The following is a 25,615-nucleotide window of genomic DNA, read 5'->3' on the forward strand; positions in this document are numbered from 1 at the left end:
ATGTATGCGTCACCGTTGATGAGGACTTCTGGCGAAGGGGCCGACTATGCCCTGCGCGTCAGTGACCTGGGTAAAAGCTATGTCAAGGCTGACGGCACAGGTTTCCGCCTGCACCAGGTCACTATGGACCTGCCCTTGGGCTACATCATGGGATTGATAGGCCCCAATGGCGCAGGCAAATCCACCCTTATCAGGCTCTTGCTGAATATGACCCGCCGAGACAGCGGAGAGATCAGCATTCTGGGCCGTGATCCTTTGAGCCAGGAGGAGGATGTCAAAGCGGATCTCGGAGTGGTTTTCGATTCAATTTATTTCTTAGAGGCATGGAAGGTCAAGGCTGTCGAGCCAGTGATGGCACCCATGTATCCATCTTGGAACAGTGATCGCTATCAGTACTATCTGCGTCGGTTTGGTCTACAAGAAAACCGCAAAATCGGCAAGCTCTCCCGTGGAATGCAGATGAAACTGATGCTGGCTGTCGCCCTTAGCCACGATGCAAGGCTCTTGATTCTGGATGAGCCCACCAGCGGTCTGGATATCCTGGCCAGGGACGAGCTCATGGATATTCTGCTGGACTACATCGGTGACGGTCGGCACTCGGTGCTTTTCTCCACCCACATCACCGCGGATCTCGAACGGGTGGCCGACTTCGTTACCTATATCAATCGAGGGTCAGTCTTCTACACCGGCCCCAAGGACGAGCTGATGGAGGCCTTTCAGGTCGTGAGAGGGGGGCCGGACGATCTGTCTAGAGCGCAAATGCCTTATCTGATGGGCTTGCAGCGTTCCGCCACAGGTTTCGAGGCTCTGGTGCCCACTGAACACTTGGATGATTTTCTGGCATCGGCTTGCCCTGCCGCAGTGGAGCCTTCAGAGGACCGCTATCTGGTGGAGTGTGCCGACTTTGACAACCTCATCAGACTGACCGCGGGCTCACCTGCTACGGCCGACAAGAATAAGGAGATTGAGGCATGAAGGCGACAGTCAAGCAGATCAGGTTGGACCTGCAGCGTTTCTCAGGAGCAGGGAGGGCTTGGGTTGCTGCGCTGATTTTCATGTCCGTGCCTGTCATCGGCATCCTGCTAAACACAGTCATGGCTCTGACAGGCAATGATGGGGATGATGCGCGGGGTGTATTGACGACAATGGTAGTCGGCATGGAGGTCGGTATGATTTTCGGCTTGGCACTCAGTTTGTTCGCCGAGTTCAGCAATACGGCAATTCGTTTGAACGGCCTGCTGCCCATAACACGTGATCACCAGGTATTCGGACGCTATGCTGCTGTAAGTCTGCTGAGCCTGGTTTATTCCTGCGGCTGTTCAATATTCTTTTTCTGCGTTACTGATTCGTATTTGCAGGGTCAGGACCATTGGCGCGACACCGTTTTGTTTACCTTGGGGATGTTCCTGTTGGGGTCCTTGCTTTTTGCAGTAGCTGCGCCCTTGTTTTACTGGATGGAACCAGCTAAAGCTATGATAGTTTTTGTGGCGCTTCTTGGTTTGATGACGGTAATAGCCTTTATCGGTTGTTGGCTGCCCTTTGACTGGGGGGCCTTCTGGAATTCAATCATGCGATTTCTGACATTCGACCTGTGGCGGCCAGTGCTCCTCGGGCTGGCGTTGATTCTGGCGGTTGACATGGTTTCGATAGTAATATCTCGTAAGGTCTATGCCAGGAAGGAGATCTGAGCCAATTCGGTCAACTTTCAGAACTGCATGACCGCGTGGCAGACGTAGTCAGCCATGTCTCCGGTATTGATACAGTCCTGGAAGCGCACAGGTGCGTTTTCCAAGGCGCGCAGAGCCTTGGGGGGCCTGGTGTTGGTGGACTCGGCCAGGATGTCCATGCATGCGAAGTCGCTGTCCGGGGTCTCCAGGCCCAGGGATTGGCAGACCACCCGGGGGAATTTGTAGGGGCTTGCTGTAGACAGCAGCACCCGAGGAACTGCAGGATCCCTGTCGGTCTGCCTGGTCATGGCCTGGTAACCGCAGGCCGTGTGCGGATCGATCAGGTATCCTCGGTCCTCCCAGCAGCTGCTGATGGCTGATGCCACCTGGTTTTCGTCGGCCCAACCGCAGGAGAAGAGCCCGCGGATTCTGGCCATGACGGCTTCGGGCACCTGGTAGCGTCCCGTGGACTCCAGGTCGGCCATAAGCGAGGCGATCAGTTTGGTGTCGCCGTCGGCCATGTAGTAGAGCATCCGCTCCAGATTGGAGGAGATTAGGATGTCCATGCTGGGGGAGGTGGTGGTGTAGAAGGGGCGGTTGCGGTCATAGACGCCTGTGGTCAGGAAGTCGCTGAGGACCCGGTTGCGGTCCGAAGCCACGGTCAGGCGGGCCACCGGCAGGCCCATCATCTTGGCATAGTATCCGGCCAACACATCGCCGAAGTTGCCGGTAGGCACGCAGAATTCGACCGGATCTCCAGGTCTGACCACTCCTCGTTCCATCAGGGACCCATAGGCCCGGAAGTAGTAGACGACCTGCGGGGCCAGGCGGCCCACATTGATGGAGTTGGCCGACGAGAGGACGGTCGAGGCTTTCTCCTCCAGTTCGCGGGCCAGGTCGGCGTCGGCGAAGATGGACTTGACTGCAGACTGGGCATCGTCGAAATTGCCTCGAACCGCACAGACCCGCAGGTTGCCGCCCTGTTGTGTGACCATCTGCAGGCGTTGGATCTGACTGACCTTGCCCTCAGGATAGAAGACGGTGATGCCTGTGCCCGGCGCGTCTGCGAATCCGGCCAGCGCCGCCTTGCCCGTGTCTCCGGAGGTGGCTGTGAGCACCATGATCCGTTCGCCATCGTCCCCGGCCAGGGCCATCAGTCCCGGCAGAAGCTGCAGGGCCACGTCCTTGAAGGCCGAGGTGGGTCCGCGGAAGAGCTCCAGTACGAAGTCGTTGCCGCCCAGGTCCACCAGAGGGGTGATTGCCGGATCGGACCACTGTTCCCCGTATGCTGCGTCCAGGCAGGAATCCAGTTGAGCGGAAGAGTAGTCGCTCAGCAGTCCCGAAAGGACCAGTTTGGCCGTACCCTTGTAGTCCAGGCCGGCAACCGAGGCAGGGTCAATGGTCAGAGCGTCAAGTTCATCGCTGATGTAGAGTCCGCCGTCAGGGGCCAGGCCTCGTCTGATGGTCTGCTTGGACTGCAGCTGCTCCTGGCCGCCTCGGGTGCTGTGGTATGTGTTCATGGTTGCCTGCCCCTCCGCCATGTCGCCGAACAGATCGTTACCAGGGCATTCTACCCCGCGCAGGGGTCCGAGCCATTGCTCTGCTCGGCTCGCGGAGGAAACCGTCTATGGACGTCAGGGCCTGCCAGGGGCCGGCATGGCGTACAGTGTTGCCCACCAGCCCTGTATCCGAGGCTGTAAGTCAAAGGCAAAGGAATGGCCCATGGTCGAAGAGAAGCCGGTACAGCAATCCTACGATGTCCTGAACTCTTCGATCTCGCAGGTGGATCCGGAGATCGCTGCACTGCTGGATGGAGAGTTGGAGCGTCAACGCGGCGGTCTGGAGATGATCGCCTCTGAGAATTTTGTGCCCAAGGCCGTCTTACAGGCCCAGGGATCCGTGCTGACCAACAAGTATGCCGAGGGCTATCCAGGCAGACGCTACTACGGCGGATGCGAGTGGGTGGACCAGATCGAGAACCTGGCCCGGGACCGCGCCAAGGCCCTGTTCGGTGCCGAGTATGCCAACGTCCAGCCTCATTCGGGCGCCCAGGCCAACGCTGCTGTCTACCAGGCCCTGATCAAGCCCGGCGACACTGTGCTGGGACTGGCCCTGGACCATGGTGGTCACTTGACCCACGGAATGAAGATCAACTTCTCCGGACGTTTTTACCATGCTGAATCCTACGGGGTCGATCCGGATACCTTCCTCATCGAGCCCGAGATCATCCGCCAGCGGGCCCTGGAGACCCATCCGGCCCTGATTATCGGCGGTTGGAGCGCCTATCCGCGTATTGAGGACTTTGCAGCCATGAAGGAGATCGCCGAGGAGGTCGGAGCCAAGTTCTGGGTGGATATGGCCCACTTTGCCGGCATGGTTGCGGCCGGTCTGCATCCCAGCCCGGTGCCCTATGCCGATGTGGTCTCCTCCACGGCCCACAAGACCCTGGGCGGACCCCGTTCCGGGTTCATTCTGGCCCGTCAGGAGTATGCCAAGAAGCTCAACTCCTCGGTCTTTCCCGGCAACCAGGGCGGCCCGCTCATGCATGTGATCGCCGCTAAGGCTGTGGCTTTCAAGCTGGCCGGCACGCCTGAATTCAAGGAGCGGATGGAGCGCACACTGGAGGGAGCCCGGATTCTGGCTGAGCGGCTGATGGCCAAGGATGTGGCCGACAACGGCATCACCGTGCTCACAGGTGGGACAGATGTCCACCTGGTCATGGTGGATCTGCGCAACAGCGAGATGGACGGCCGTCAGGGGGAGGACCTGCTGGCCAAGATCGGCATCACCGTCAATCGCAATACGGTGCCCTTTGATCCGCGCCCGGCCTCTGTGGCCTCTGGTCTGCGAATCGGAACCTCGGCGCTGGCTACTCGCGGTTTCGGCCTGGCCCAGTACGAGGAGGTGGCCGACGTGATCGGCACTGCACTGGCTCAGGGCCCCCAGGCGGATCTGGATGCTCTCAAGACCCGGGTGGACCGGCTGGTCGAGGCCTTCCCGCTTTATCCTGAGCTGGACCAGACCCACTGACAGGCGGTTGGGGGTGGCAGGTGAACAATGCCCTCCGTCTTCCTGTCATTATTGCCCTCAGTGAGGATTACAATCGGTACAGAATATGGGTCTGGTGGACCCGCGAGGGCGAAAGGATCTGACGAACATGAGTGAAAGCGGGAACTCCCATCGTCAGGATGTGCTCGATCGGGTCTGCGCCATGGCCGATGTGGCGGCTGCTGCACAGGCAGGTCTGGCAGGCATGACTGGCCAGGCCAGGAATGCACTCTTGCTGGCCTTGGCTGATGCGCTGATCGATCAGGCCGATCAGATTGCCGCAGTCAATGAGCAGGACTGCGCCCAGGCTTTTGAAGAAGGAATGAGTGCCGGTCTGATTGACCGTCTGCGCTTGGACAAGGTTCGTATCGCGGATGCCGCCCGGGGCGTGCGCATGGTGGCCGGGCTGCCTGATCCCCTGGGCGAGGTGGTTCGCGGCCATGACATGCCCAACGGCATGCGGCTCAATCAGGTGCGGGTTCCCTTGGGCGTGGTGGCCATGATTTATGAGGCTCGGCCCAATGTCACCATCGATGTGGTGGCCCTCTGCCTCAAGTCCGGCAATGCGGCCCTCCTGCGAGGGGGCCACGCAGCCGAGCGGACCAATCGCGCCTTAGTGGAGCTGATAGGCGGGGTGCTTCGTGAGCAAGGGTTGGATCCAGCTCTGGTGGCTTCCGTGGACCGATACGGTCGCGAAGGGGCCCAAGCTCTGATGAAGGCACGCGGCCATATCGATCTGCTGGTGCCCAGGGGTGGCCGAGGGCTGATCCGCAGCGTAATTGAGCAGGCCACTGTGCCCACCATCGAGACTGGGGCTGGCAATGTCCATATTTACGTGGACCGCTCGGTGGACATGGATCAGGCCATTCCCATCATCGTCAACGCCAAGACCCAGCGGGTGGGCGTCTGTAACGCTGCCGAAAAACTGATCGTCCACCGGGATGCGGCCGCTGAATTCCTGCCACGTGTGGCCCAAGCGCTGACCCAGGCCCAGGTCGAGTTGCACCTAGACGCGGTCTCCATGGACATCCTGGCCGGGCATGATCTGCCTGAAGAACTGCTGGTTTGTGCAGAAGCGGAAGACTGGGACCGTGAGTATCTGGACTTGAAGATGGGGGTGCGCGTGGTGGACTCCATGGACCAGGCCATCGAGCACATCAACCGTCACTCCACCGGCCATACCGAGGCCATCCTGGCCCGGGACTACGAGGCCGTGGAGGAGTTCTCCCGCCGGGTGGATTCGGCCGTGATCATGGTCAATGCCTCAACGCGATTCACTGATGGCGGCATGTTCGGCATGGGCGCTGAGCTGGGTATCTCCACCCAGAAGCTTCATGCTCGCGGACCCATGGGTCTGCAGGAGCTGACCACCACCAAATGGATCGGCTACGGCAGGGGGCAGGTGAGGCCGTGAACGAGAAGATTGAAGAGCTTTTCCAGCGCGAGCACGACAATCCGCGCATCTGGCTGAGGGTGGCTTCAGAGCGGCTGAGCCTGTTGCGGTACGTCTTTCTGGTCCAAATCGAGGACGGCATCCCGGATGCAGACCAGCGCTCCTGCCTGGAGTACGCCGATGCGGTCCTGATTGGATGGCCTGACGAACACGCCGATGATGTGTACGACCTGGACCAGGACCAGCTTAATCAGGTCAGGCACGAGATCACCGTCATGGAGGAGCGGGTGCCGGTCTTCCGAAAACAGGAACAGGAGGGTCGCATCGCTGACCTGTCTGATTCATTGGTAGCTATCACCGGTTGTGTGGCCCAGGTCCGCCGGGCTTATCAGCCGGGCTTCCCCCTGCCCACCTACTCCGAGATTCGTCGCGTGGTCCAGGAGGAGTGGAATGCCGACATGGAGCGGATCGATCCTGACCGGGTCAACCCCAGCGCCGAGCAGATGCGTCAAGAGGTCGAGTCGGAGAACCAGGAGAACGCCTCGGAAGCCAGACGGGAGGGCGAGCAGGGGTGAACCGGATGATGTCTGAGCTGTCCAAGAAGGGAGAATCTGGGCAGGAGCCATCAGATATTGACGAGGCCTGTAGGCCTGCCTACCATAACCGTCGGCCCCGGGTGGGGATCATGGGCGGCACCTTCGACCCCATTCACAATGGCCACTTGGTGGCTGCCTCGGAGGTGGCCTGGGTCTACGACCTGGATGAGGTCATCTTTGTGCCCACCGGCCGCCCGGCCTTCAAACTGAACAAGATGGTGACCAATGCCGAGGACCGCTATCTGATGACCGTGATTGCCACGGCCTCAAACCCCAAGTTCACGGTCTCCCGGGTGGATATCGAGCGTCCTGGCATCACCTATACCGTGGACACCTTACGCGACATCAAGCGGATGCGCCCCGACAGCGACCTCTTCTTCATCACCGGGGCGGATGCCGTGGCCGAAATCATGCGCTGGAAGGATGCCAACCGGATGTGGGATCTGGCCAGGTTCGTGGCCGTCTCCCGACCAGGTTATTCCTCTAGCCTGGACGACCTCCAGGTGCCCGCCCAGCGGGTGGATACCCTGGAGATACCGGCCCTGTCCATCTCGTCCACGGACGTGCGCCGTCGTTCGGCCCGGGGCATGCCGGTCTGGTACCTGGTCCCGGACGGGGTGGTGCAGTACATCAAGAAGCATGGGCTCTACGGTTCGGCTTCCTGAGCCTCGCATACCGTCGGACTCGCCAACACGGACTGCCCTGCTGTGTCAGCGCGCGCCATTATTATGGAGGCTGTCCGCTTCAGCGAAACAACGTTTGGAGATATGGTGAGCGCGATACTCAAAGGCAGACCAGGGAAAAATCTCATACTTGTCACAGGCCGGACCCATCCCAGACTCGCGGCGGACGTGGCCGATCAACTCGGCATTGACGTCCTGGAGACGACAGCATACGATTTTGCCAACGGCGAGATGTATGTGCGTTATACGGAGTCGGTGCGTGGAGCAGATGTCTTCGTTTTGCAGACCCACTCTGACCCGGTCAACAAGTCCATCATGGAACAGCTGATCATGATTGACGCCCTCAAGAGGGCCTCGGCGCGATCCATCACGGCAGTTTGCCCGCTTCTGGGCTACTCCCGTCAGGACAAGAAGCATCTGGGTCGCGAGCCCATTTCCTGCCGGCTCATGTTCGACCTGCTCAAGGCGGCCGGCGCGGACCGGATCATGTCGGTAGATCTGCACGCCGCCCAGTCCCAGGGCTTCTTCGACGGGCCTGTGGACCATCTGATCGCCATGCCTGTGCTGGTGGATTATGTGCGTGACAGGATGGACCTGTCCAAGGTGGCCGTGGTCTCGCCTGATGCCGGCCGCATCCGGGTGGCCGAGCAGTGGGCCCAGCGCCTGGGAGGCGTGCCCCTGGCCTTCATTCATAAGACTCGTGACATCACCCAGCCCAACAAGGCAGTGGCCCACCGGGTGGTCGGCGACGTGCGTGGCCTGGACTGTGTGCTGGTGGACGACCTGATCGACACCGGCGGCACCATCGCCGAGGCCTGCAACGTGCTGGATGAGGCTGGCGCCAACTCCATTACCATCGTGGCCACCCATGGCGTCATGTCCGGTCCTGCTGTGAAACGGCTCAAGTCCTGCAAGGCCAAGGAGGTCATTCTGACCGACACGGTTCCCATTCCCCAGGAGAAGCGTTGGGATGGCCTGACCGTCCTGTCCATCGCGCCCCTGCTGGCCTCGGCCATCAAAGCGGTCTTCGAGGACGGCTCGGTGGCCCGGCTCTTCGACACCTACCCGGCCCATCATGGCCAGGGCTTCCTCTTCGCTTAAAGCCCTGGCCGCGCGGCATGGCGTGGCGTAATCGTCCGGCTGTGGCATAATGAACCTGGCGGTGCCTGAAGGGTTCCGCCTTTCCCCCATGGTGTAAAGGCAGCACACGGGTCTTTGGAACCCTTAGTCTTGGTTCGAATCCAGGTGGGGGAGCTTACGCTCGCCGATTCCGGTCGGAGACGGCCTCCTTGGGGTCGGTGACCAACCGAAAGGAACTGTCTTGGCAGTCAAGAAGATCGAAACCTGGCTCACCGACATGGACGGCGTGCTGGTGCACGAGAACACGGCCCTGCCCGGCGCTGCCGAATTCATCGACACCCTCAAGCGCAACAACCGCCAGTATTTGGTGCTGACCAACAATCCTATCTATACCCCTCGTGACCTTTCGGCCCGGCTTGGTCGTTCGGGCATCGACGTGCCTGAGGATCGGATCTGGACCTCGGCCCTGGCCACCGCCGACTTCGTATCCCGGACCATGCCGCGGGGATCGGCCTATGTGATCGGCGAGGCCGGGCTGACAACGGCCCTGCACGAGGCTGGGTTCATCCTTTCCGACATCAACCCGGACTATGTGATCCTGGGCGAGACTCGGACCTACTCCTTTGAGTCCATCACCACAGCCATCCGCTTGATTCTGGGCGGCGCCCGCTTCATCTGCACCAACCCGGACGCCACCGGCCCCAGCGAGAACGGCGTCTTGCCGGCAGCCGGCGCTGTGGCGGCCCTGGTGACCAAGGCCACCAATCGGGAACCATACTTTGTGGGCAAGCCCAATCCCATCATGTTCCGCACTGCCCTGAACAGGGTGGGCGGCCACTCCGAGACAACGGCCATGATCGGCGACCGGATGGACACCGACGTGGTTGCCGGAGTCGAGGCCGGCCTGAACACCTTTTTGGTGCTGACCGGCATCACCACACGACCCGAGGTGGAAACCTTCCCCTACCGCCCTGACCAGGTGGTGGACTCCATTAAGGACCTGATCGACATCGCTGAGAGCGGGGTGGTGGAGTTTTGAGCGGCGGGCAGACGCTGACCGCTGGCATCATTCTGGCCGCGGGCGAGGGCACTCGCATGCGCTCCGCCCACCCCAAGGTCCTGCATACCTTGGCTGGCAAGACCTTCCTGCAGAGGGTCATGACTTCGGTGACTGCCCTGAATCCAGGTTTGACGGCCGTGGTGGTTCATCATCAGGCCGACCTGGTGGCGCAGGCCGCACGGTCCTACGATCCCCAGGTGCGCATCGTACGTCAGGACAGCCGACCGGGCACGGGACGTGCGGTCCAGTGCGCCGTAGACCAGCTGGATGGGGAGCTCCGGCACGACGGCCAGGTGCTGATCGTCGCCTCAGACATGCCCCTGCTTGATGCGGACACACTGCACAGCCTGCTCGACAACCATGTCAGCTCCGGCGACGGGGCTACGGTGCTGACGGTCAACCTGGATGACCCCACTGGATACGGCCGCATCATCCGTGACCAGGATGGACGGGTCTTGCGCATCGTCGAACAGCGGGACGCCACCGGTACAGAGCTGGCCGTCACGGAGGTCAACACCTCCGTTTACGTCTTCGAGGCGGACCTGCTGCGACAGGCGGTCCGCGGCCTGGATGACAGCAACGCCCAGGGGGAGTTCTATCTGACCGATGCCCTAGAGACGGCACGCCGCCTAGGCAGGGTCGGGGCTTTCGCTGCGCCTGATCCGCTCAAGGTCGAAGGCGTCAACGACAGGATCCAGTTGGCTGATCTGGCCAAGGCTCACAACCTGCGGGTCTGCCAAGAGTTCATGCGCCAGGGGGTGACCATCCTGGATCCGTCCACCACCTGGATCGAGGACGATGTGGTTATCCAGCAGGATGCCGTCATCATGCCCGGCTGCTTCCTGCAGGGTCATACCGAGGTCGCCTCGGATGCGGTCATCGGGCCCTATACCACCCTGATTGACGCCATTGTCGAGCCGCAGGCCAAGGTGGAACGTTCCCGTGTGCAGGAAACCCGGATCGGAGCTCGGGCGAATATTGGTCCATGGACCTATCTGCGGGCTGGCAACGTCCTTGCTGAGGACACTAAGGCCGGGGCTTTCGTGGAGATGAAGAAGGCCACCATCGACCACGGGACCAAGGTGCCTCACCTTTCCTATGTGGGGGATGCTCATATAGGTCACGACAGCAACCTAGGAGGCGGATCCATCACGGCCAACTACGACGGCGTGCACAAGAACCGCACTGAGATCGGGTCGGAAGTGCATGTGGGCGCGGGAAACCTCTTCGTAGCACCTGTCCAGGTGGGCGACGGAGTCACCACCGGAGCAGGATCGGTCATCCGCCATCCGGTTGAGGACGGGGCCATGGTCTATTCCACCAATGACCAGCATCAGGTTCCGGAATGGAAGCCCGCTTGGGAGCGGTAACCATGACAGCATCTGTTTCACAAGAAGGAAAGGCGTGACAAGTGCCAGCATTGCAGGAATCCATTGACGCGGTCCGGGTGGCCGCTCGGGCTGCCAATGATGTCAAGGCCATGGACATCATGGCCTTCGACGTCTCCCAGCCCATCGCCATCACCGACATCTTCATGGTGGCCACCGGCAGCAACGAACGTCAGGTCCTGGCCATCGCCGAGGAGGTGGAGAAGCAGCTCCACCTGCAGAAGAACCTGGATCCGCGCTCGCGGGAGGGCGTCCAGGAGGCCCAGTGGGTTCTGTTGGACTACGGTGACTTCGTCATCCACATCATGCACAAACAGGCCCGGGCTTACTACGACCTGGAACGGCTCTGGAAGGACTGTCCCCAGGTGGACCTACAGCTGGAGCACCCCCTCACCCTTGCTGATGATGACCCGGACGGCCAGCTGGCCTCCAAGGCGGATGATCTGAACGCGGATGATCTGCGCAGCCGTTTCGCTGATCCTGAGGAAAGCCATGACTGATTCGGCTACCGCCGTTGAGGATGGACGGCATGTACGCTCCATGACCGTGGTTCGCCATGGGCAGACCTCATACAATGCAGGGCATCGGATGCAGGGTCAAATCGACATCCCCCTCAACAGCGTTGGCCGCTGGCAGGCGGAGAGGACAGCCGAGGAGCTTCGCGCTGAATACGTGGACGGCGCACCCCAAGACCGTCAACTGCTGGTGGTCTCCTCTGACCTGGGTCGGGCTGCCGCAACCGCTCATGCCTTTGCCGACCCTTTGGGCCAGACGGTCCATTTTGATCCCGGGCTGCGTGAACGCGGTTTCGGGGAATGGGAGGGAGCCAGTGCCGAGGAGGTTCGTCAACGCTGGCCAGAGGATTACGAATCCTGGTCCCGAGGTGCTGGGGGAGAGTTGCTCCACGGTGCCGAGACCAAGGCCCAGGTGGGCAAACGAGGCTTGGAAACCCTGAACCGATGGATCCACCGGGCTGGTCCGGACACCGATCTCATGGTCTTCTCCCATGGGTCCTTTATTGCCGAGGCCCTTCAGGCCCTATTGGGTATGGCCAGCGCATATCCTGAATACCTGGGCCTGGTCACCATGCGCAACGCCCACTGGGCCCGATTGATGCCGCGAGACCTGCCAGACGGCGGTCTGCGCTGGTCAATGATCGATTACAATCGCGGTCCGGCCATCGCCATGCGTGGGGACTGGGACAATCCCCGGGGGCTGGTCCAGACCGACTGAGGTTCCTGGGCGGTCGGCCGACCATCACAGTATCGCCATGACCACCAGCTACCATAAGAGCGCAGCAACCAGCCGTTGGATCAAAAGAGGTCGGAGTGAAGCAGTTCTTTCATGACATTTCCTGGGCGCAGATCATTGCCGGTGCTCTTGCCGCCATGACCTCCTTTTGGCTGGCCGCCAAGATCGGCGTGGCGGGATCCATTATCGGCGTAGCCATAGGTTCCATCGTCTCTGCCGTGGCCTCGCAGATCTACAAGAATGTTTTGGAAGCCTCTGGCCAGAAGTTGCAGGAGTCCGTGGTCGGCGGTGCTGACCAGGGCGATGACGACTCGAAAGCTGATTCGAATGCCGATTCAGTCGCGGATGGGCAGACCACGACGTTGCCGGCCCAGGGTAAGGGTCATTCGGACAAATCCAGCGATGCTGCCGATGGATCCACCCAGGTCATGCCCCCTGTCGGTGACGAAAAGTCGTCAGCCAAGACAGGCAGAACCATCTCATCCAGCAATGGTCCACGGACCCATGCGGCCTCCATTACGACAAACAGCAAGAAGAAGCTGGATCAGCGCCGCCGCAACGTCATCATCGTCTCCGTGGTCAGCGCCTTGGTGGCCGTACTGCTGTCCGCCCTAGCCATCAATGCCCTGACCAAGGGCGAAGGCACCGACAAGGTGGTTCGCAACGTGGTCAGCCCACCGACCAGCCAGGAGGTAAGCCCCAGCCAGGAGGAGACTCCCTCCAAGCCCGCGCGGCGCACCGAGGAGCCTGAGTATCAGGCGACCACGGGTGCCCCCCAGAATCAGCACCCTGGGACGAATCAGAATCAAGGCAGCGAAGAGGGATCCGGGCAGGGTCAGCAGCAGGGAGGGAACCCCACGGGCTCGCCTTCGCCGTCTGCCGATGCGACCGGCTCCACCCCCAGCCCCTCAAGCACGGCTCCTACGCCACTGTCGTCACCGACGGGCACGACCAGTCCATCTCCCTATAACTGACTTGTCGGTCGGCGCGGCACACCCATCCCGCCATATAATGTGACCAGTGTCACTTTCTGACGGGCAAGGTGCTCGTCACTAAGGACCAGGTCCCTAAGGCGGGATCAGCAATGAGAAAGGTGTGTATATGCGCAAGGTTCTGTGCTCTCCAGGCTCCTATGTCCAGCAGGAGGGCGCCATGGGAAAGCTGGCTGGGGAATACGCGGCTCTGGGCACCAAGGGCGCCCATCTGATCGTCGATCCGGTCATTGACGGGCTCTACCACGATGACATTGTTACCTCCTTTGAGCACGATGGGATCCCCTATGAACTCATGAAATTCGGCGGCGAGTGCTCCATGGAGGAGATCGACCGCCATCGTGCCCATTTGGGCGGCAGCGACGCGGTGATCGGCATCGGCGGCGGCAAGACCTTGGACACCGCCAAGGCCGTGGCCCACTTTGCCCACCTGCCGGTCATGATTGTGCCCACAGCTGCCTCCTCGGATGCCCCCTGCTCCAGACTGTCCGTGCTATACACGCCTGAGGGTGTCTTTGACCGTTACCTGCCCCTGCCTGCCAACCCCAACGTGGTCCTTATGGATACCGATATCATCGCTAAGGCTCCGGTGCGCTTCCTGGTATCAGGACTGGGCGATGCTTTTGCCACCTACTATGAGGCAGCAGCCTGCGTGCAGTCGAACGCCGTGACCATGACCGGAGGCCACGCCACCATGGCCGCCTTCGCACTGGCCCGCCTCTGCCGTGACACCCTGTTGGAGGATGGGGTCAAGGCCGTAGCCGCTGCCAAGGCCGGTGTGCGCACAGCCGCCCTGGAGAAGATCATCGAAGCCAACACCTTGCTGAGTGGACTAGGCTTCGAAAGCTCCGGCCTGGCTGCTGCCCATGCCATCCATGACGGGATGACCGTCCTGGATGGCACCCACTCCATGCTGCATGGTGAAAAGGTGGCCTTCGGCACCTTGGCCCAGCTGGTTCTTGAGGATCGTCCCCTGGAGGAGACACGCAGGGTCTACGACTTCTTCCGCAGCGTGGGCCTGCCCACCTCCCTGGAGCAGATCGGCATCGGACAGGCCAGCGATGAGGATCTGCTCAAGGTTGGCGAACATGCCTGCGGTCCTGACGAGACCATGGGTAACATGCCCTTTGAAGTGACCCCCACCGATGTGGCTCACGCCCTGCGTGCAGCCGATCAGCTGGGCAAACAGTTCTGAGTCCTCTTTCTCAGCCCTCCCTCTGAAGGGCCAAGCGGCAGCCAGCATGAAGTCGGTGGCCGCTTGGCCCTTGCCTGGTTTTATGGTGGTCACCCTTGCAGACGGGCAGGAGCCTTTCGTATGGCTTTTTCATCCGGACAGGTAGCTGGACCTGGCTGTGCAGCGGAAAGCGCTCCTGCGCAGAGGGCGCCCGAATGGGCATCGCCGGCACCATTGGTGTCTCTGGCGTGGACCCTGAGGGGTGGGAATGTACTGGCTCAGCCCTGCATCCCTGGTCTGGCAGTAACAGGCACCAAGGGCACCGGCCCTGAGAACCACCGGATTATGCAGTTCCAGCGAGAGTGAACGGCAGATGCATTACAGTCCGGTTTCATCACGAACGTCGGGTTGGCACCCCAGACGTCCCGCCAGAATTGGTCCATCGCATTCATTCAGCGACCAGATCGGATGCAGTCCGTTGACCGTTTGCAGCACATCCAGCTCAATATCGGCCACCATGGGTCCCACATCGAAGAGAACCGGAAATGCTTCGCCCTGGCGTATACGTGCGAATCCGACCAGGTTCCGGGTGTTGTCCTTGCGGCAGAATGAATACCCGCTTAGGCAGATGACATCGCCGGAAACCGGGTTCATGCTTTCGCAGGTGCCCTCCGGTACTCGGGCCTGTTGGCTATTCCTACCGGGGCGACTCGCATGGCGGCCCCGTTAGCAGTGCCGGTCCTTCCCGTGGTCATGGTGTCTGCCCCGCGGCGAACCTGTTCCAGGGCCAGTTTCATCGAGGGCCCGAGCAAGTCGAGCGATCCGCGCGACTTCATGTCGTCCTCCCAGGTCAGAAGGCGCTTGACGAACTCTTTGGGCTCGATGTGTCTTGCCCTCGATGATCAGTTCCGCCACAATCAGTGCCTGCTCGCTGTCATCGGTCGCGGATCCCGCTGGCATACCGGGAGCTACATGTCCAGCGTCCCCCAAGGACGACCCAGTGAGTGCGCCCAGAGCGCCCTTTTCAGTTCTGGCCATTGTTGCGCAAGCCTCCGGGGTCGTTGCCATAAGTCCATCAATCTGTCTGCAGATAGATTGCGAAATTATTCATCAGGATCATTGTAGGTCCTTGGAACATTGTCGACGCGACAGATGGAGCAGGCACGGCTGGCAACGAAGAGGGGAATCTGAGCGAGTTCCACCCTATGAAGAGGAAGATAAAAACAATGCAGACAAGTTAGGATCAAGTACTTGATCAAGGTATGGGTTCAATAAAGTATGGACGGCTAATGGCTGAGATTGTCCGTTGATACCGTAACTGAGTTTGGCTCTGTATCTTAGTCCAGGCTCTCGCGGTTGCAGAGGTGTTTGATATAAAAAAGAATCCCGAGATGACCTCGGGATTCTATCTGTGGAGCTAGGGGGATTCGAACCCTAAAATAGGCAAAACCGGAGAATCAAGCGGGAGTAAGTATGGGACGGTGAGACCTACTCCTGATTGACTTTCGTTGGCTTTTTTCGTATGCCATCTTGGACAGTTGGAATAGTTAAATTAGGCAGGTTGCGCTCAAAGTGCGCTCAAAATTGCCGGTGTTTCGTCCTGTCGTACTTGCGTCGCATCCGCTCGTAGTCCTCTGTGCTCCCCCATACCCTGATCGCCGAGATGTCCTGCCTGACTTCATTCTTGGCCGCCTCGATTCGCGAGCGTTCCTCCGGTGTGAGAGTGGGGTCTTGGAGCTTGTCGAGTAGCGCGTCCTTATGGCGTTCCATGGTGGCCTTGATCTGCAGGTGGCGTGCGATGACCGTGTCCTGGTCTGCAGGGTTGTAGCCGCGGGGGCGCATGCTTACGTCCTGGGTGTCATCGTAATGGGTCATGGGTGTGGGGCACGCCTTCGTTGCCCTATGCCGGGACGCGGACGTGTTCGACTGTGACATCATGGCCTCCGGGGCCTGGACCAGATCCTGCATATTCGAATACTACGATTTTGCCTCGTCCGTGTGCTTCCTCTACCATATGTGCCCCGGCCCATGCTGGGATGATTCTACAGGGTTTCTTAGCCAGATGATAACCCACACCGCGGAAAGCAGAAAAGCGCCCCCGTTCTCCGTTCTGCCGGAGGCGGGGGCGCTTGTACGTGGTGGGGTTTACTTGCCGGCAATCCGCCGGACGCTGGCCCCGGAGTCGACCTCGGGGACTCCGGCGATGGAAGTGAGTAGGCTGATGACGGAGGCGAGGGCCGCGGTGCCGGCCACCATGGGCCAGTCCACTGCGCCGATTGTGGCTGCGCTGACGGGGATGGCGGCCATGGCGGCCTGTGCTCCGGTCTTGGCAGCGCGCACCAGGGCCGCCTTCACCCAATCCTTCAGAGACGAGCCCGCTGGCGGCTCGGGCGGGTTGGCGGCCGCGTGCTGCGGTAGCGTATTTTGATCTGTCATTGTTGTCTCCTAGTAATTGATGGTCTGTCCTGGGTAAATCAGGTCGGGGTTGGCGATGCCGTTGGCCGACGCCAATGCTTGGACGGAAGTGCCCAGGGATTGGGCGATGCCCGAAAGGGTGTCGCCAGATTGCACGGTGTACGAGTGTCCGCTGTCCTGGGCTGCGCCACCTCCGAGCGACAGCACCTGGCCGGGGTAGATGAGGTCGGGGTTGGCGATGCCGTTGGCCGATGCGATGGCCTGGACCGAAGTGCCGTAGCGGAACGCGATGGAGCTCAGGTTGTCACCAGGCTGCACCGTGTAGGAGCCAGCTGGTGCAGCGGCCGCCGGGGCCGCGGAATCGATGCGCAGCACCTGGCCCGGGTAAATCCTGTTGGCGTCGGCGATTCTGTTGATTTCTACCAAATGCTGCCAGGAAGTGCCGTACGCCGAGGCGATGCCCGAAAGAGTGTCGCCGGATTGCACGGTGTAGGTGTCGCCACCAGAAACATTGGTGTCAGGCGCTACTGGAACGGTGATGTTGGGCGCTGGCTGCTGGGAGCCATCGAAGGCCGCATACGCCAGCCAGTCCTCGCGGGAGCCATAGAACTTGTTGAGATCCAGCGGTCCGTTGTACCCGCTTAGCCGGCCGTTGGAGGAGTACTGGCGGATGGTGCACCCGTACGCGTTCTCGTTCCACGGGGCGTCCTGGTAGCCGGTGCCATCCATTGATGCGTACTGGGCGACCCACAGGCCGCAATCGTGGCTCTGGCCGACCTGGGCGATTTGGCCGTACACGGACGCTGACGCGTAGATGAGCGGCTTGATGCCGGTCAGACGGATGATTTCCGCCACGACCGCGTCCAGATAGCCCACATTGCCCCAAGCGTTATTGGAGCCCGACTCCCAATCGACCGCCAGAACGGCCTTGTGCAGCCATCCACGGACCTGGTCAACGAAGAACTTGGCCTCGGCCTGAGCGCCGGAGCCGCGGACGTACATGTATACGCCAGCGAGCTTGCCGCAGTCCAAAGCCTGGTCGACGGCGCGGGCGCAGTCCGGGTTGACGTACCCAGTGCCCTCGGTCGCTTTGGCGATGATGAATTCAGCTGGCACCGAGCTCACATCGATGCCAGACTGCCAGCTGGAGATATCTATGCCATTAAGAGCCATGACCGGCCCCTCTCCGCCCGTTTCCGGGCATGAAAAAAGCCGCCCCACGATGGGACGGCCATGGTTGTGGTTCGCGCCTGGCTAGCTGGCCAGGACGAGAATGAACAGCATGATGGGCAGCAGGTCGCGCAGGAGCGAGGCCAGCAGAAGGCTGAGGCCTAGGGTGGCGAGTCCTGCCGCCGCGATGCAGGCGAGGATGGCGAGGAATGCGGATGGTTTCATGGCTGTCTCTTCTGGTGGTGTTGGGCGAGGTACGATTCGGCTTCCTGCATGACCCAGCAGGAGGCGTGGAGGGCTTCGAGCTTGCTGAGCTCGTAGCGCACTTTGGCGCTTTGGTCGCCGGGCTGCTCCATGAGGCCGATTAGCGTGTTTTTTATAGTGTCCTTGCGGATCTCCCGCAGCTGGTCTTGGACGCGGTCGACTTGGGCGCGCAGCTCTTGGATCTCGTGCCAGTGCTTGCCCATAGCGGATCCGTAGGGCAATTGATCGGGGTCGATCCGTGAGTACAGCCATGTGGCCAGGTGGCGCGCGCTTGTCGGCCAGAGGTTAACAACCAGCCCCACCAGGGCGAGGAACACGCCGTCGGAGATCAGGCCGCCGGTCAAGTGCTCAAGCATGTTTCCTCCTACCGTGCCTGCCGGCCTGACCCGGTCGGCTGGCTGGGCTCACACGGTGACCAGTGGATGGTAGACGATTTGGGCGTTGTAGTTCTTGTGGTCGCCGGACGCGCCGAAGATGTCGCCGATGCGGCTGAAGTCGCGTCCGTCGAACTTGCCTTGCCATACAAGGTTGTCGTCTGTCAGGCCCACGAACGTGGTCCACACGCCCAGCGTGGCCGCATGCTCGATCCGGCAGATCAGGTTGGCACCCTGCGCTTGCGGACGATTCGCGCGGATGCGCGCATGCAAGACGCCGTGGGACAGCACAGCCGTTCCTCCGAACTGCTCCACGTTGGATCCGCCGGCGGTCAGGGCCAGCTCGCGATCGCGCCAGACCGTGTCCCCTCCGTGCAGTATTGCCGACGCCATCAGCTGGCCGAATATGCCGGACAGCTCGTCGCCGGGATGGATGTCCATATATCCCGGATCAGCGATCCCCCAGGACCATGCCCCCCGAACGGCCTGGACGGCTGGGACCAAAACCGCGGCCTCCATGGCCTTGGCATACACGTGGCGCAGATCGTTGCTGGGCCACGACGCATCCCACATAGCCGGCACGAACACCACATGTGCGCCAGGGAACAGATCCACCGCATGCTGCAACGTGGATCGGACGGCCTCCTGATAGCCGGCTTGGGAGGCGACGCTCCCGTCGTTGCGCCCTCCACCGATCAAAACGACCGAAACGCGTCCCAGATCGGCTGCGAGAGCGGAAGCCGCGTGGTCCAGCTGTACTTTGAAGCGGTCTCCTGTTCCACCGAGCATGCCTGATCCCGCGACCGCATAATTGCGGCATTCGAGGCCCAGCGCGTCAGCGCACCGGCGCGCCATGCTGCTCATGGCGGGATTCGAGGTGCGGAAGCCGGCCATGTACGAGTCCCCTACGGACACCAGGATCGAACGGCGCGCGAGAAGATCGCCATACCAGGAATCCAATGCGGTCCGTGTTTTCGAAGCGTCATCGCCGATGAGCTTCGCGGTTGCTGTGTCGGAACGCTCTCCAGCCTGCTGGGCGTATGCTCTGGCTTGCTTCTCGCTCGTTCTCGCGGCCTCGCTGGCCCGTTCAGCCTCATCGCGCGCCTGCCTGGCCTGGGGCGTGATATCGCCCACCGGGCCCGGGATCGCCACCGTCTTCCTATCAACAATCTGGTCGACCATCAAAACCTCCATACGATAGATAACCGGGAACACCACAACAAACAACAGAACCAACATGAGCCAGGACAACAACGCAGAGCCCGCAGCCGGGATGATCCGGAAGTGAAAGCGGAGGCGGCCACCGATGGGAGCCACCACGCTTCTGAATGGTTTGCAGCGAGAAAGACCGTGACGCCTATCAGCGTCATCATCGGCAGGACTGGGGGCATGGTGCTAATCAAGTAACGCCCAGCGGCCCCAGCCCAGGACCTCCACGACGCCGGACCTGCTAGCGGTGATCCTCCAAGAGCCGGTGCGCCGACCGCTCCACACGACCTCCGTGAAAGCTTCAGGCGGCACATAGGCGACGGCCAGCCCATCAGGGCCGTGCGCGTCGCATGAGCGTGAATACCACACTCCGCCATCCGGGGCCAGCAGCTCGAACAAGCACTGCCAATCCACCAAGTCCACCGGCGCGAAACCCTCGCCCTGGTCGCGCTCCCACCTCACACCTATCCGGTTCGTCACCCCACGAAGCAGCAGGATATCCTGCCGGCCCACACGCTCGGCCAAAACCCCTTCAGCCATCATGGCCTCCTTTCACGCTATGCTGACAACCGTCACGCTCATGTGCACGTCCCCGACTGGTGATGGCGATTCCACTGTCGATTTGCCGCGCAGCTCCACTCGCTGGTTGCTGGTGATCATCGTGGCCCCGGTGCCGCCAAAACTGTCTCCTATGCCTGTGGAGCCTGGGAAACTCGTTATTCGGGAGCCGCCCACCAAACACTCCAACAGGGGTATGCCATCCCCGTCTTTGACTGCGCTGACCGAAATAAGCACCAGTGCGCGCCCCTTCTGATATGACGTGTCACGTGCCGCTGACAGGGATATGAGCGACATCCAGTCTGCCCCCAGTTGCCCACCAAGGGATGAGCCGGACACCACAGTTACTGTGGGAGTAGCCCGTCGGATCTGCTCCTGTTGCAAAGCTAGCTGCTTGGTCAGTTTGGCAAGTTTGATGGTCACTTGACCGATTTCTGTGGCCGTCGGTCGGTTCGCCTCGTTCTTTTCGCGTTCCTTCCTGCGGTCGCGGCGGTCGCATGAGAGGAATCCGTCGAGGCCACCTGGTTGGTATCTGCCCATGCCATTCACCTTTCAGCCCGCGGTCGTGCTTGCAGGTCGAGCCAGTCGCTATCGGAGGAGCCCTTCACATCAGTGATCTTCAAAGCGAGCCTACGGTCGCCCAGGAAGTCGTCCTCTACGCGGAGGTCAGCCCAATCGCCCACGTGCACGTCATATTCCTCGCCCACTGACAGTCCGATGGTCTCGGACATGCCGGCCCCGTACCAAGCCTGCGCCGCGGCGCAGTGTTTCAGGGTTGCTAGTTCGGAGACCGTGGTGTGCTCGCTGTTCTTGGCCTGCAGGACAGGCCAGCCGTGTTCGGTCAGATCGTCGCGTGCGGCGCGAGCCATGACGGTCTTGTCGGCGTTCTTGCCGCCCACGGCCCACACGTCCGAGCACATGCCGGACCCATCCTCCTGGTAGCCAGTCAGACGCACTCGCTGGCCGGGCACCGATGCGGTCCACCGCCAATGATGGTCGGCCAGCTCAGGGGCAGATTCGAAGGCGAAGGTCAGGCGGCCTGATGAGTCCACTTGGGGGTTGAAGCGTATCTCATCGCCGTCAAGCAGGTCAGCAAGATCGGAGATACGATCAGCGACGGTAGCCAGGTCCCATCCGTAGTAGGTGCGTGTGTGGTCGCCGCCCTGCCGGTCGGGCAGACTAATCGGCAGGCCGCCCCATGTCATTGACTCTCTGAGGAGCCCTACAGCGATGTCGCGGTAGGACCCGTCGAAAGTGAGCGCCCAGTGCCCGGCCGGATGGTCCTCGTCCACGAGCACGTCGCCGTCGTGGAAGGCCGTGTCCAGCGCGTGGTCGAGGACCAGCCGCTTACCCAGCAGCGTCCATCCGCCTCCTGCGCTGATGGACAACGTGCGGGTAGCGGGGTCCCACTTGCGTGAGGTGATTACGCCGGCGTGCTTGACTTCGGCGGGTGTGCGCTGCACCGCCAGGATTGTCCTCCAGGGGCGCAGCAGCTCGTACGGGTCGAGGCGGCGGAGAGCGGCGCTGGCCGAGCCCATGGCCACCTCGGCCTGCATCTGTCCGGGCTCCGAGATTGAGTCCGACCAGCTGCAGGACGTATACGGGAGCCGCCCTAGGTGCTTGCCCGTGCGGGCCGAGTAGGCGTGGAGCGTCAGAGGTGCGTCTGCCATCTGCTCACCTCCAAGCCGGCCGAAGGGACACGCCTACTTGGCCGCCATTCTGTGCTTGCACGCTGATGTCGCTGATGCCTGGCGGAATGCGGAAGGCGTCGTCGTATTCGATTACCCCCTGCGAGGGAACCATGTCCGTGAAGTCCAGATCCAGGCGGCCCCCGTCGCCGCGCCAGCGGACCGTGTGGCCGTCCAGAGTGAGCGTAAGGGTTTGTGCGCCTTCGGCGCGCACGGACGGCCAGGTGGGGGCGTTGCCGGCGTTCTCCACCCGTGCGAGCGCATGGGTAGCTTCGAACCATATGCGGGGGCCATATTTGAGGGGGTCCGGGCAGTAGATGATGAGGCTGAAGGTCATGGAGCGCAAACTCGCCAACATGCTTTGGGCCGGGTCGTCGGCCAGCCAGCCGCTCATCTCCCTTCGGCCGGAAGCGTCATCGACCACAAGAGTGAGCGGGCGGCAGGCCATCGCGTTGATCCGGTCCACCAGCACGGATAGGGCGAGCGTGGATTGCGTGGACGTGACGCAACGGATTGTGACCGTGCGCGACTCCGCGGTCAGCCTGACCGGCCAGTACGACCCATCCTGCTGCGGTATGGCTTGTCCGGTCTCACGAGGCTTGGTCGCGCCGTACAGGCCATCAACCCCGTCCTTCCTGATCCATGCGTCTCCCATCCGGTCGAGCCTGTCGTCGGTCAGAGTCAATGTGTCATGGTCGCTGACGAGCTGGATCCTCATCGCTCACCCCATCTGTTTACGGCTGATTCGGCCCTGGTGTCGAACATGGCAAACAGCACGTTCGGATCGGATCCACGCGCGTCAATCGCCACATTCACGCTGGCACCGGCCGTTTGGCCTTGGGCAGGGCGCTGGAAGCCAGTCAGTGAGGCATTCGACGCGGGTAGGCCGAAGGAGCTGCCGTCGAGGGTGAGGCCGTCGGTGAGCCGGCGCATGCTGCGGGCGACGGTGGGTTCGCTGTCGGTGATGCCCAGGGCCATGCCCCGGCCGACCATGACGCCTACCTGGTCGCGGAAAACGCGCGAAGGCGAGTGGATGCCGAGTTTATCCTTGACCCAGTTGAGCGCGTTGCCGGCGGCATTGGCGGCTGCTTGTGCTAGCTGGCTAGCGGCTCCAGCGAGTCCTTCGGCAATTCCTTTGATGATGTTCATGCCGACTTCCCCCCAATTTACTTTGCCGAAACCGTCTTTAATGCCGCTGATGATTTTTGGCAGGGCCGCTAGCAGTTTGGGGATTGCCTGGAGCAGGCCGCTGGCCAGAGCAATGATTATTTGGATGCCTGCCTCAATGATTTGAGGTAAGTTCTGGGCCAACGTATTGACGATATTGGCGATAATCACTGGTATTTGGGCTGCCAGCTGCGGTAGGGCGTTAACAAGTCCGCCAATCAGGGAAAGAAGCAACTGCGTTCCCATTTGAATGATCTGGGGCAGGTTCTGGGTCAACGTCGTGATGATTGCAGTGAGGATGATGGGTATCTGGGCCGTTAATTGGGGCAGTGCGGCCACCAGTCCCTGGATCAGGCCGAGCAGGATATCCATGCCGCCGGTCAATATGAGGGGTAGCATCGAGGTCAGAGCCGTGAGGAACGTAGTGATGAGCATGGGTATCTGCGCGGCCAGCTGGGGCAGTGCGGCCACCAGTCCTTGGATGATTCCGCTCAGCAACTGCATGCCTGCCGACATGATCAGCGGTAGTTGCTGCACCAGGGCAGTGATGAGCGTCATCACCATGTTCAGAGCGACCGGGACGATCTGCGGCAGGTTCTGGGCCAGCCCCTGCACCAAGGAGGCTATGATTTGCGCGGCACCTGCTATGAGCGAGGGGGCGGCGGCGGTGATGCCGTCCATCAGGCTGACTATCACCTGGGTTCCCGATGCCATGATCCCCGGCAGGGCAGCTAACACCTTCGCGGTGATCTCGCCGATCATCGCCGGGGCCTTCCCTGCGATGTCGTTGATCATGGCGGCCAATCCGCCATCCATGCCCTGGCTGAGCAGGCCGATTCCGGCGACCAGGGCCGAGGCGAGCGCGCCGATGCCGAAAAACTTCAGGAAGTTGCCTGGGGCGAAGAATCCGCGGACCAGGCTGCCGACCTTGCCAAGGCCTGCCTGCAGCGGGCCTCCTATGATGTCGCCGAGCCCGCCGAACAGATTGCTCATGTTCGAAGCCAAGGGGGCGAACGCCCCTTTGATGCCGGCTCCTATGCGTGTGAAGGCTGAGCCGATTTTGCTGTCCCCGAGCTTGTCGAAAGCCGACGAGAGGCCCTGGCTCATACGGGTGGAGAAGACCTGGAAGTGCATGTCCGCCACGCTGGTCAGCCTGCCGAAGCCTGCTCCTAGTGAGGAGCCCAGTCCCGCGATCTTCCCGCCGATGTTGGTGTCGGCCAGCTTGGAGCCCATGTTCCTGAAAGGGGTGGTCAGGCCGTCCACGCCTTTGCCTATGCGGTTCAAGGCATTGGCGAACGGGTCGCCGTCGACGGCCATCGCCTCACGCAGATCCTTGTTGAAGTAGCCCTTGAACTGCTGCAGGCCGCCCATGGCACCCTGTAGATTGTCCGGCAGGCCCTTCACTTTGTACAGCAGGTCGCTGATGCCTTTGTCTCCGGCATGACCGATCCTGTCGAAGGCTTCGCTGACGTTCTTGACGTTGCCGCCAACCCCGGCCAGCACGCCGAACCCGGCCGCCAGCGATGCAATTTTGCCGGCCAGGTCGCCGATGGATTCCTTACCGTTGTTGAGGTTGTCGGTGAACGCAGACAGCCAGTCGCCGGCCTGTTTGACAGCCGGCGCGAGCTTGTCCCCGAACATGTCGGCGAATGGTTTGAGCTGTTTGGCGACAGCGTCGATGGCCGGGTTGAGCTTGTTTAGCAGGTCGCGGGCCGCGTTCAGGACCGGAGTGCCGAACTCTTCACCGAGCCGGCCCATGGCCGCACGCATGTTGTCGAACGCTCCCTGGAAGGTGCTTCCGGCGGCGAGCGCTGCGCCTCCAAGGCCTTCCTCCATGGCGTCGGCGAAGGTCTGGAAGTCGATCTTGCCGGAGGAGACCATGTCGGAGATCTGTGAGCTTGTCTTTCCCAGGTGCTTACCGAGGAGTTGGAGGACGGGGATGCCGGAGGACATGAGCTGGAGCATGTCGTCGCCTTGGAGTTTGCCGCGGGCGGCGACGGAGCCGAAGATGGTGCCGATGTCGGTGAGGCTGCGACCGGAGATCTGGGCGGTGTCGGCCACGGTCTTGAGCACGCGGGTCATCTGGCTGCCGGATTTGATGCCTGATGCGCTCAGGCTGGCGGCGACAGTGGCGGCGTCGCCCAGGCCGAAGGCGGTGCCTTTGACGGAGTTGAGCGCGTCGGTCATAATTTCGGTCACGTCGCCGGCGGAGTGGCCTAGGCCTTTGAGTTTGGCTTGCGCGTTTTCGATGGCCAGCGCCCGGCCGAAGCCTCCCTTAGCTGCAAGGCCGGCTATGCCGCCGGTGATGGTGCCGATGACCCCGAGCCCGGTCTTGCCGATCTTGTTGAAGGCATCCCCCATCTTGCCGACAAGGCTTGTTGAACCACGGGTGGATGCTTTGTCGATGCTATTGCCGAGGTCGCCTTCGATTTTTCGTC

Annotated in this window: 27 protein-coding genes and 1 tRNA gene; 14 read left to right on the plus strand and 14 right to left on the minus strand. The window is 61.5% G+C overall.

Translation table 11 applies throughout. From position 1 onward, the window contains the following. Positions 1-18 precede the first annotated feature (18 nt). The gene (locus GYM67_RS03765; RefSeq protein ID WP_396020003.1) at positions 19-975 is read left to right on the plus strand and encodes an ABC transporter ATP-binding protein; all 957 of its coding nucleotides are present in this window, start codon (positions 19-21) and stop codon (positions 973-975) included. Then, positions 972-1,688: an ABC-2 transporter permease gene (locus GYM67_RS03770; protein WP_220237183.1), complete on the plus strand. Its 717-nt coding sequence runs from the start codon at positions 972-974 to the stop codon at positions 1,686-1,688. Before GYM67_RS03765 ends, GYM67_RS03770 begins: the two co-directional genes overlap by 4 nt. A gap of 17 nt (positions 1,689-1,705) precedes the next feature. On the opposite strand, the gene thrC is transcribed toward GYM67_RS03770, so the two are convergent. Continuing rightward, the gene (thrC, locus tag GYM67_RS03775; RefSeq protein ID WP_220237184.1) at positions 1,706-3,187 is read right to left on the minus strand and encodes a threonine synthase; all 1,482 of its coding nucleotides are present in this window, start codon (positions 3,185-3,187) and stop codon (positions 1,706-1,708) included. Between the two features lie 202 nt (positions 3,188-3,389). On the opposite strand from thrC, the gene glyA reads away from it, so the two are divergent. The 12 genes from glyA (at position 3,390) to GYM67_RS03835 (ending at position 14,353) form a co-directional block, all read left to right on the plus strand. Further along, the gene (gene glyA / locus GYM67_RS03780) at positions 3,390-4,697 is read left to right on the plus strand and encodes a serine hydroxymethyltransferase (RefSeq protein WP_220237185.1); all 1,308 of its coding nucleotides are present in this window, start codon (positions 3,390-3,392) and stop codon (positions 4,695-4,697) included. A 118-nt stretch (positions 4,698-4,815) separates the two neighbouring features. Beyond that, positions 4,816-6,129 carry a glutamate-5-semialdehyde dehydrogenase gene (locus GYM67_RS03785; protein WP_396020004.1) on the plus strand — a complete coding sequence of 438 codons (1,314 nt, stop codon included), beginning with the start codon at positions 4,816-4,818 and terminating at the stop codon, positions 6,127-6,129. After that, positions 6,126-6,683 (plus strand): phosphoribosylglycinamide synthetase, encoded by a 558-nt coding sequence (locus tag GYM67_RS03790; protein ID WP_220237187.1) that lies wholly within the window; start codon positions 6,126-6,128, stop codon positions 6,681-6,683. Before GYM67_RS03785 ends, GYM67_RS03790 begins: the two co-directional genes overlap by 4 nt. Before the next feature lie 5 nt (positions 6,684-6,688). Further along, positions 6,689-7,369: a nicotinate-nucleotide adenylyltransferase gene (gene nadD, locus GYM67_RS03795; RefSeq protein ID WP_220237188.1), complete on the plus strand. Its 681-nt coding sequence runs from the start codon at positions 6,689-6,691 to the stop codon at positions 7,367-7,369. 102 nt (positions 7,370-7,471) lie between these two features. Then, positions 7,472-8,488 carry a ribose-phosphate diphosphokinase gene (locus GYM67_RS03800; protein WP_220237189.1) on the plus strand — a complete coding sequence of 339 codons (1,017 nt, stop codon included), beginning with the start codon at positions 7,472-7,474 and terminating at the stop codon, positions 8,486-8,488. Positions 8,489-8,570: 82 nt separating this feature from the next. Further along, positions 8,571-8,641 (plus strand) — tRNA-Gln (locus GYM67_RS03805). A gap of 67 nt (positions 8,642-8,708) precedes the next feature. After that, the gene (locus GYM67_RS03810) at positions 8,709-9,506 is read left to right on the plus strand and encodes an HAD-IIA family hydrolase (RefSeq protein WP_220237190.1); all 798 of its coding nucleotides are present in this window, start codon (positions 8,709-8,711) and stop codon (positions 9,504-9,506) included. A 14-nt stretch (positions 9,507-9,520) separates the two neighbouring features. Further along, positions 9,521-10,897 (plus strand): bifunctional UDP-N-acetylglucosamine diphosphorylase/glucosamine-1-phosphate N-acetyltransferase GlmU, encoded by a 1,377-nt coding sequence (gene glmU / locus GYM67_RS03815; protein ID WP_258561595.1) that lies wholly within the window; start codon positions 9,521-9,523, stop codon positions 10,895-10,897. A gap of 41 nt (positions 10,898-10,938) precedes the next feature. Beyond that, positions 10,939-11,415: a ribosome silencing factor gene (rsfS, locus tag GYM67_RS03820; protein ID WP_220237192.1), complete on the plus strand. Its 477-nt coding sequence runs from the start codon at positions 10,939-10,941 to the stop codon at positions 11,413-11,415. After that, positions 11,408-12,148: a histidine phosphatase family protein gene (locus tag GYM67_RS03825; RefSeq protein ID WP_220237193.1), complete on the plus strand. Its 741-nt coding sequence runs from the start codon at positions 11,408-11,410 to the stop codon at positions 12,146-12,148. Before rsfS ends, GYM67_RS03825 begins: the two co-directional genes overlap by 8 nt. 95 nt (positions 12,149-12,243) lie before the next feature. Beyond that, positions 12,244-13,140 carry a hypothetical protein gene (locus tag GYM67_RS03830; RefSeq protein ID WP_220237194.1) on the plus strand — a complete coding sequence of 299 codons (897 nt, stop codon included), beginning with the start codon at positions 12,244-12,246 and terminating at the stop codon, positions 13,138-13,140. Between the two features lie 127 nt (positions 13,141-13,267). Beyond that, positions 13,268-14,353, plus strand: coding sequence for a glycerol dehydrogenase (locus GYM67_RS03835; protein ID WP_220237195.1), 1,086 nt, complete (start codon positions 13,268-13,270; stop codon positions 14,351-14,353). A gap of 357 nt (positions 14,354-14,710) precedes the next feature. Here the strand turns inward: GYM67_RS03835 and GYM67_RS03840 are convergent, their stop codons facing one another. From GYM67_RS03840 to GYM67_RS03900, 13 genes are all read right to left on the minus strand, one after another. Continuing rightward, on the minus strand, positions 14,711-14,986 hold the full coding sequence (locus GYM67_RS03840) for a carbohydrate kinase family protein (protein ID WP_220237196.1): 276 nt from the start codon (positions 14,984-14,986) through the stop codon (positions 14,711-14,713). Beyond that, on the minus strand, positions 14,983-15,168 hold the full coding sequence (locus GYM67_RS09240; protein ID WP_258561570.1) for an ADP-ribosylglycohydrolase family protein: 186 nt from the start codon (positions 15,166-15,168) through the stop codon (positions 14,983-14,985). Before GYM67_RS09240 ends, GYM67_RS03840 begins: the two co-directional genes overlap by 4 nt. 742 nt (positions 15,169-15,910) lie before the next feature. Beyond that, positions 15,911-16,207, minus strand: coding sequence for a holo-ACP synthase (locus GYM67_RS03850; RefSeq protein ID WP_220237197.1), 297 nt, complete (start codon positions 16,205-16,207; stop codon positions 15,911-15,913). A 270-nt stretch (positions 16,208-16,477) separates the two neighbouring features. Next, the gene (locus tag GYM67_RS03855) at positions 16,478-16,768 is read right to left on the minus strand and encodes a holin (protein WP_220237198.1); all 291 of its coding nucleotides are present in this window, start codon (positions 16,766-16,768) and stop codon (positions 16,478-16,480) included. Positions 16,769-16,777: 9 nt separating this feature from the next. After that, complete coding sequence (locus GYM67_RS03860) at positions 16,778-17,920, minus strand: LysM peptidoglycan-binding domain-containing protein (RefSeq protein WP_220237199.1); 1,143 nt, start codon at positions 17,918-17,920, stop codon at positions 16,778-16,780. An 81-nt stretch (positions 17,921-18,001) separates the two neighbouring features. Continuing rightward, the gene (locus tag GYM67_RS03865; RefSeq protein ID WP_220237200.1) at positions 18,002-18,142 is read right to left on the minus strand and encodes a hypothetical protein; all 141 of its coding nucleotides are present in this window, start codon (positions 18,140-18,142) and stop codon (positions 18,002-18,004) included. Then, a complete protein-coding gene (locus GYM67_RS03870; RefSeq protein ID WP_220237201.1) occupies positions 18,139-18,537 on the minus strand; it encodes a hypothetical protein in 399 nt (132 codons plus the stop codon). The genes GYM67_RS03865 and GYM67_RS03870 overlap by 4 nt, the downstream gene beginning before the upstream one ends. A gap of 48 nt (positions 18,538-18,585) precedes the next feature. Next, on the minus strand, positions 18,586-19,875 hold the full coding sequence (locus GYM67_RS03875; protein ID WP_220237202.1) for an SGNH/GDSL hydrolase family protein: 1,290 nt from the start codon (positions 19,873-19,875) through the stop codon (positions 18,586-18,588). A 75-nt stretch (positions 19,876-19,950) separates the two neighbouring features. After that, positions 19,951-20,307, minus strand: coding sequence for a hypothetical protein (locus tag GYM67_RS03880; protein WP_220237203.1), 357 nt, complete (start codon positions 20,305-20,307; stop codon positions 19,951-19,953). Positions 20,308-20,316: 9 nt separating this feature from the next. Continuing rightward, on the minus strand, positions 20,317-20,862 hold the full coding sequence (locus tag GYM67_RS03885; RefSeq protein ID WP_220237204.1) for a hypothetical protein: 546 nt from the start codon (positions 20,860-20,862) through the stop codon (positions 20,317-20,319). A 5-nt stretch (positions 20,863-20,867) separates the two neighbouring features. Beyond that, entirely contained in the window at positions 20,868-21,992 is a 1,125-nt protein-coding gene (locus GYM67_RS03890; protein WP_220237205.1) for a hypothetical protein, read from the minus strand. Between the two features lie 4 nt (positions 21,993-21,996). Then, the gene (locus GYM67_RS03895; RefSeq protein WP_220237206.1) at positions 21,997-22,728 is read right to left on the minus strand and encodes a hypothetical protein; all 732 of its coding nucleotides are present in this window, start codon (positions 22,726-22,728) and stop codon (positions 21,997-21,999) included. Then, a complete protein-coding gene (locus GYM67_RS03900; protein WP_220237207.1) occupies positions 22,725-25,538 on the minus strand; it encodes a tape measure protein in 2,814 nt (937 codons plus the stop codon). The genes GYM67_RS03895 and GYM67_RS03900 overlap by 4 nt, the downstream gene beginning before the upstream one ends. Positions 25,539-25,615 lie beyond the last annotated feature (77 nt).

Source organism: Bifidobacterium asteroides, from assembly GCF_019469425.1.
GTDB classification, from domain to species: Bacteria; Actinomycetota; Actinomycetes; order Actinomycetales; family Bifidobacteriaceae; genus Bombiscardovia; species Bombiscardovia asteroides_I.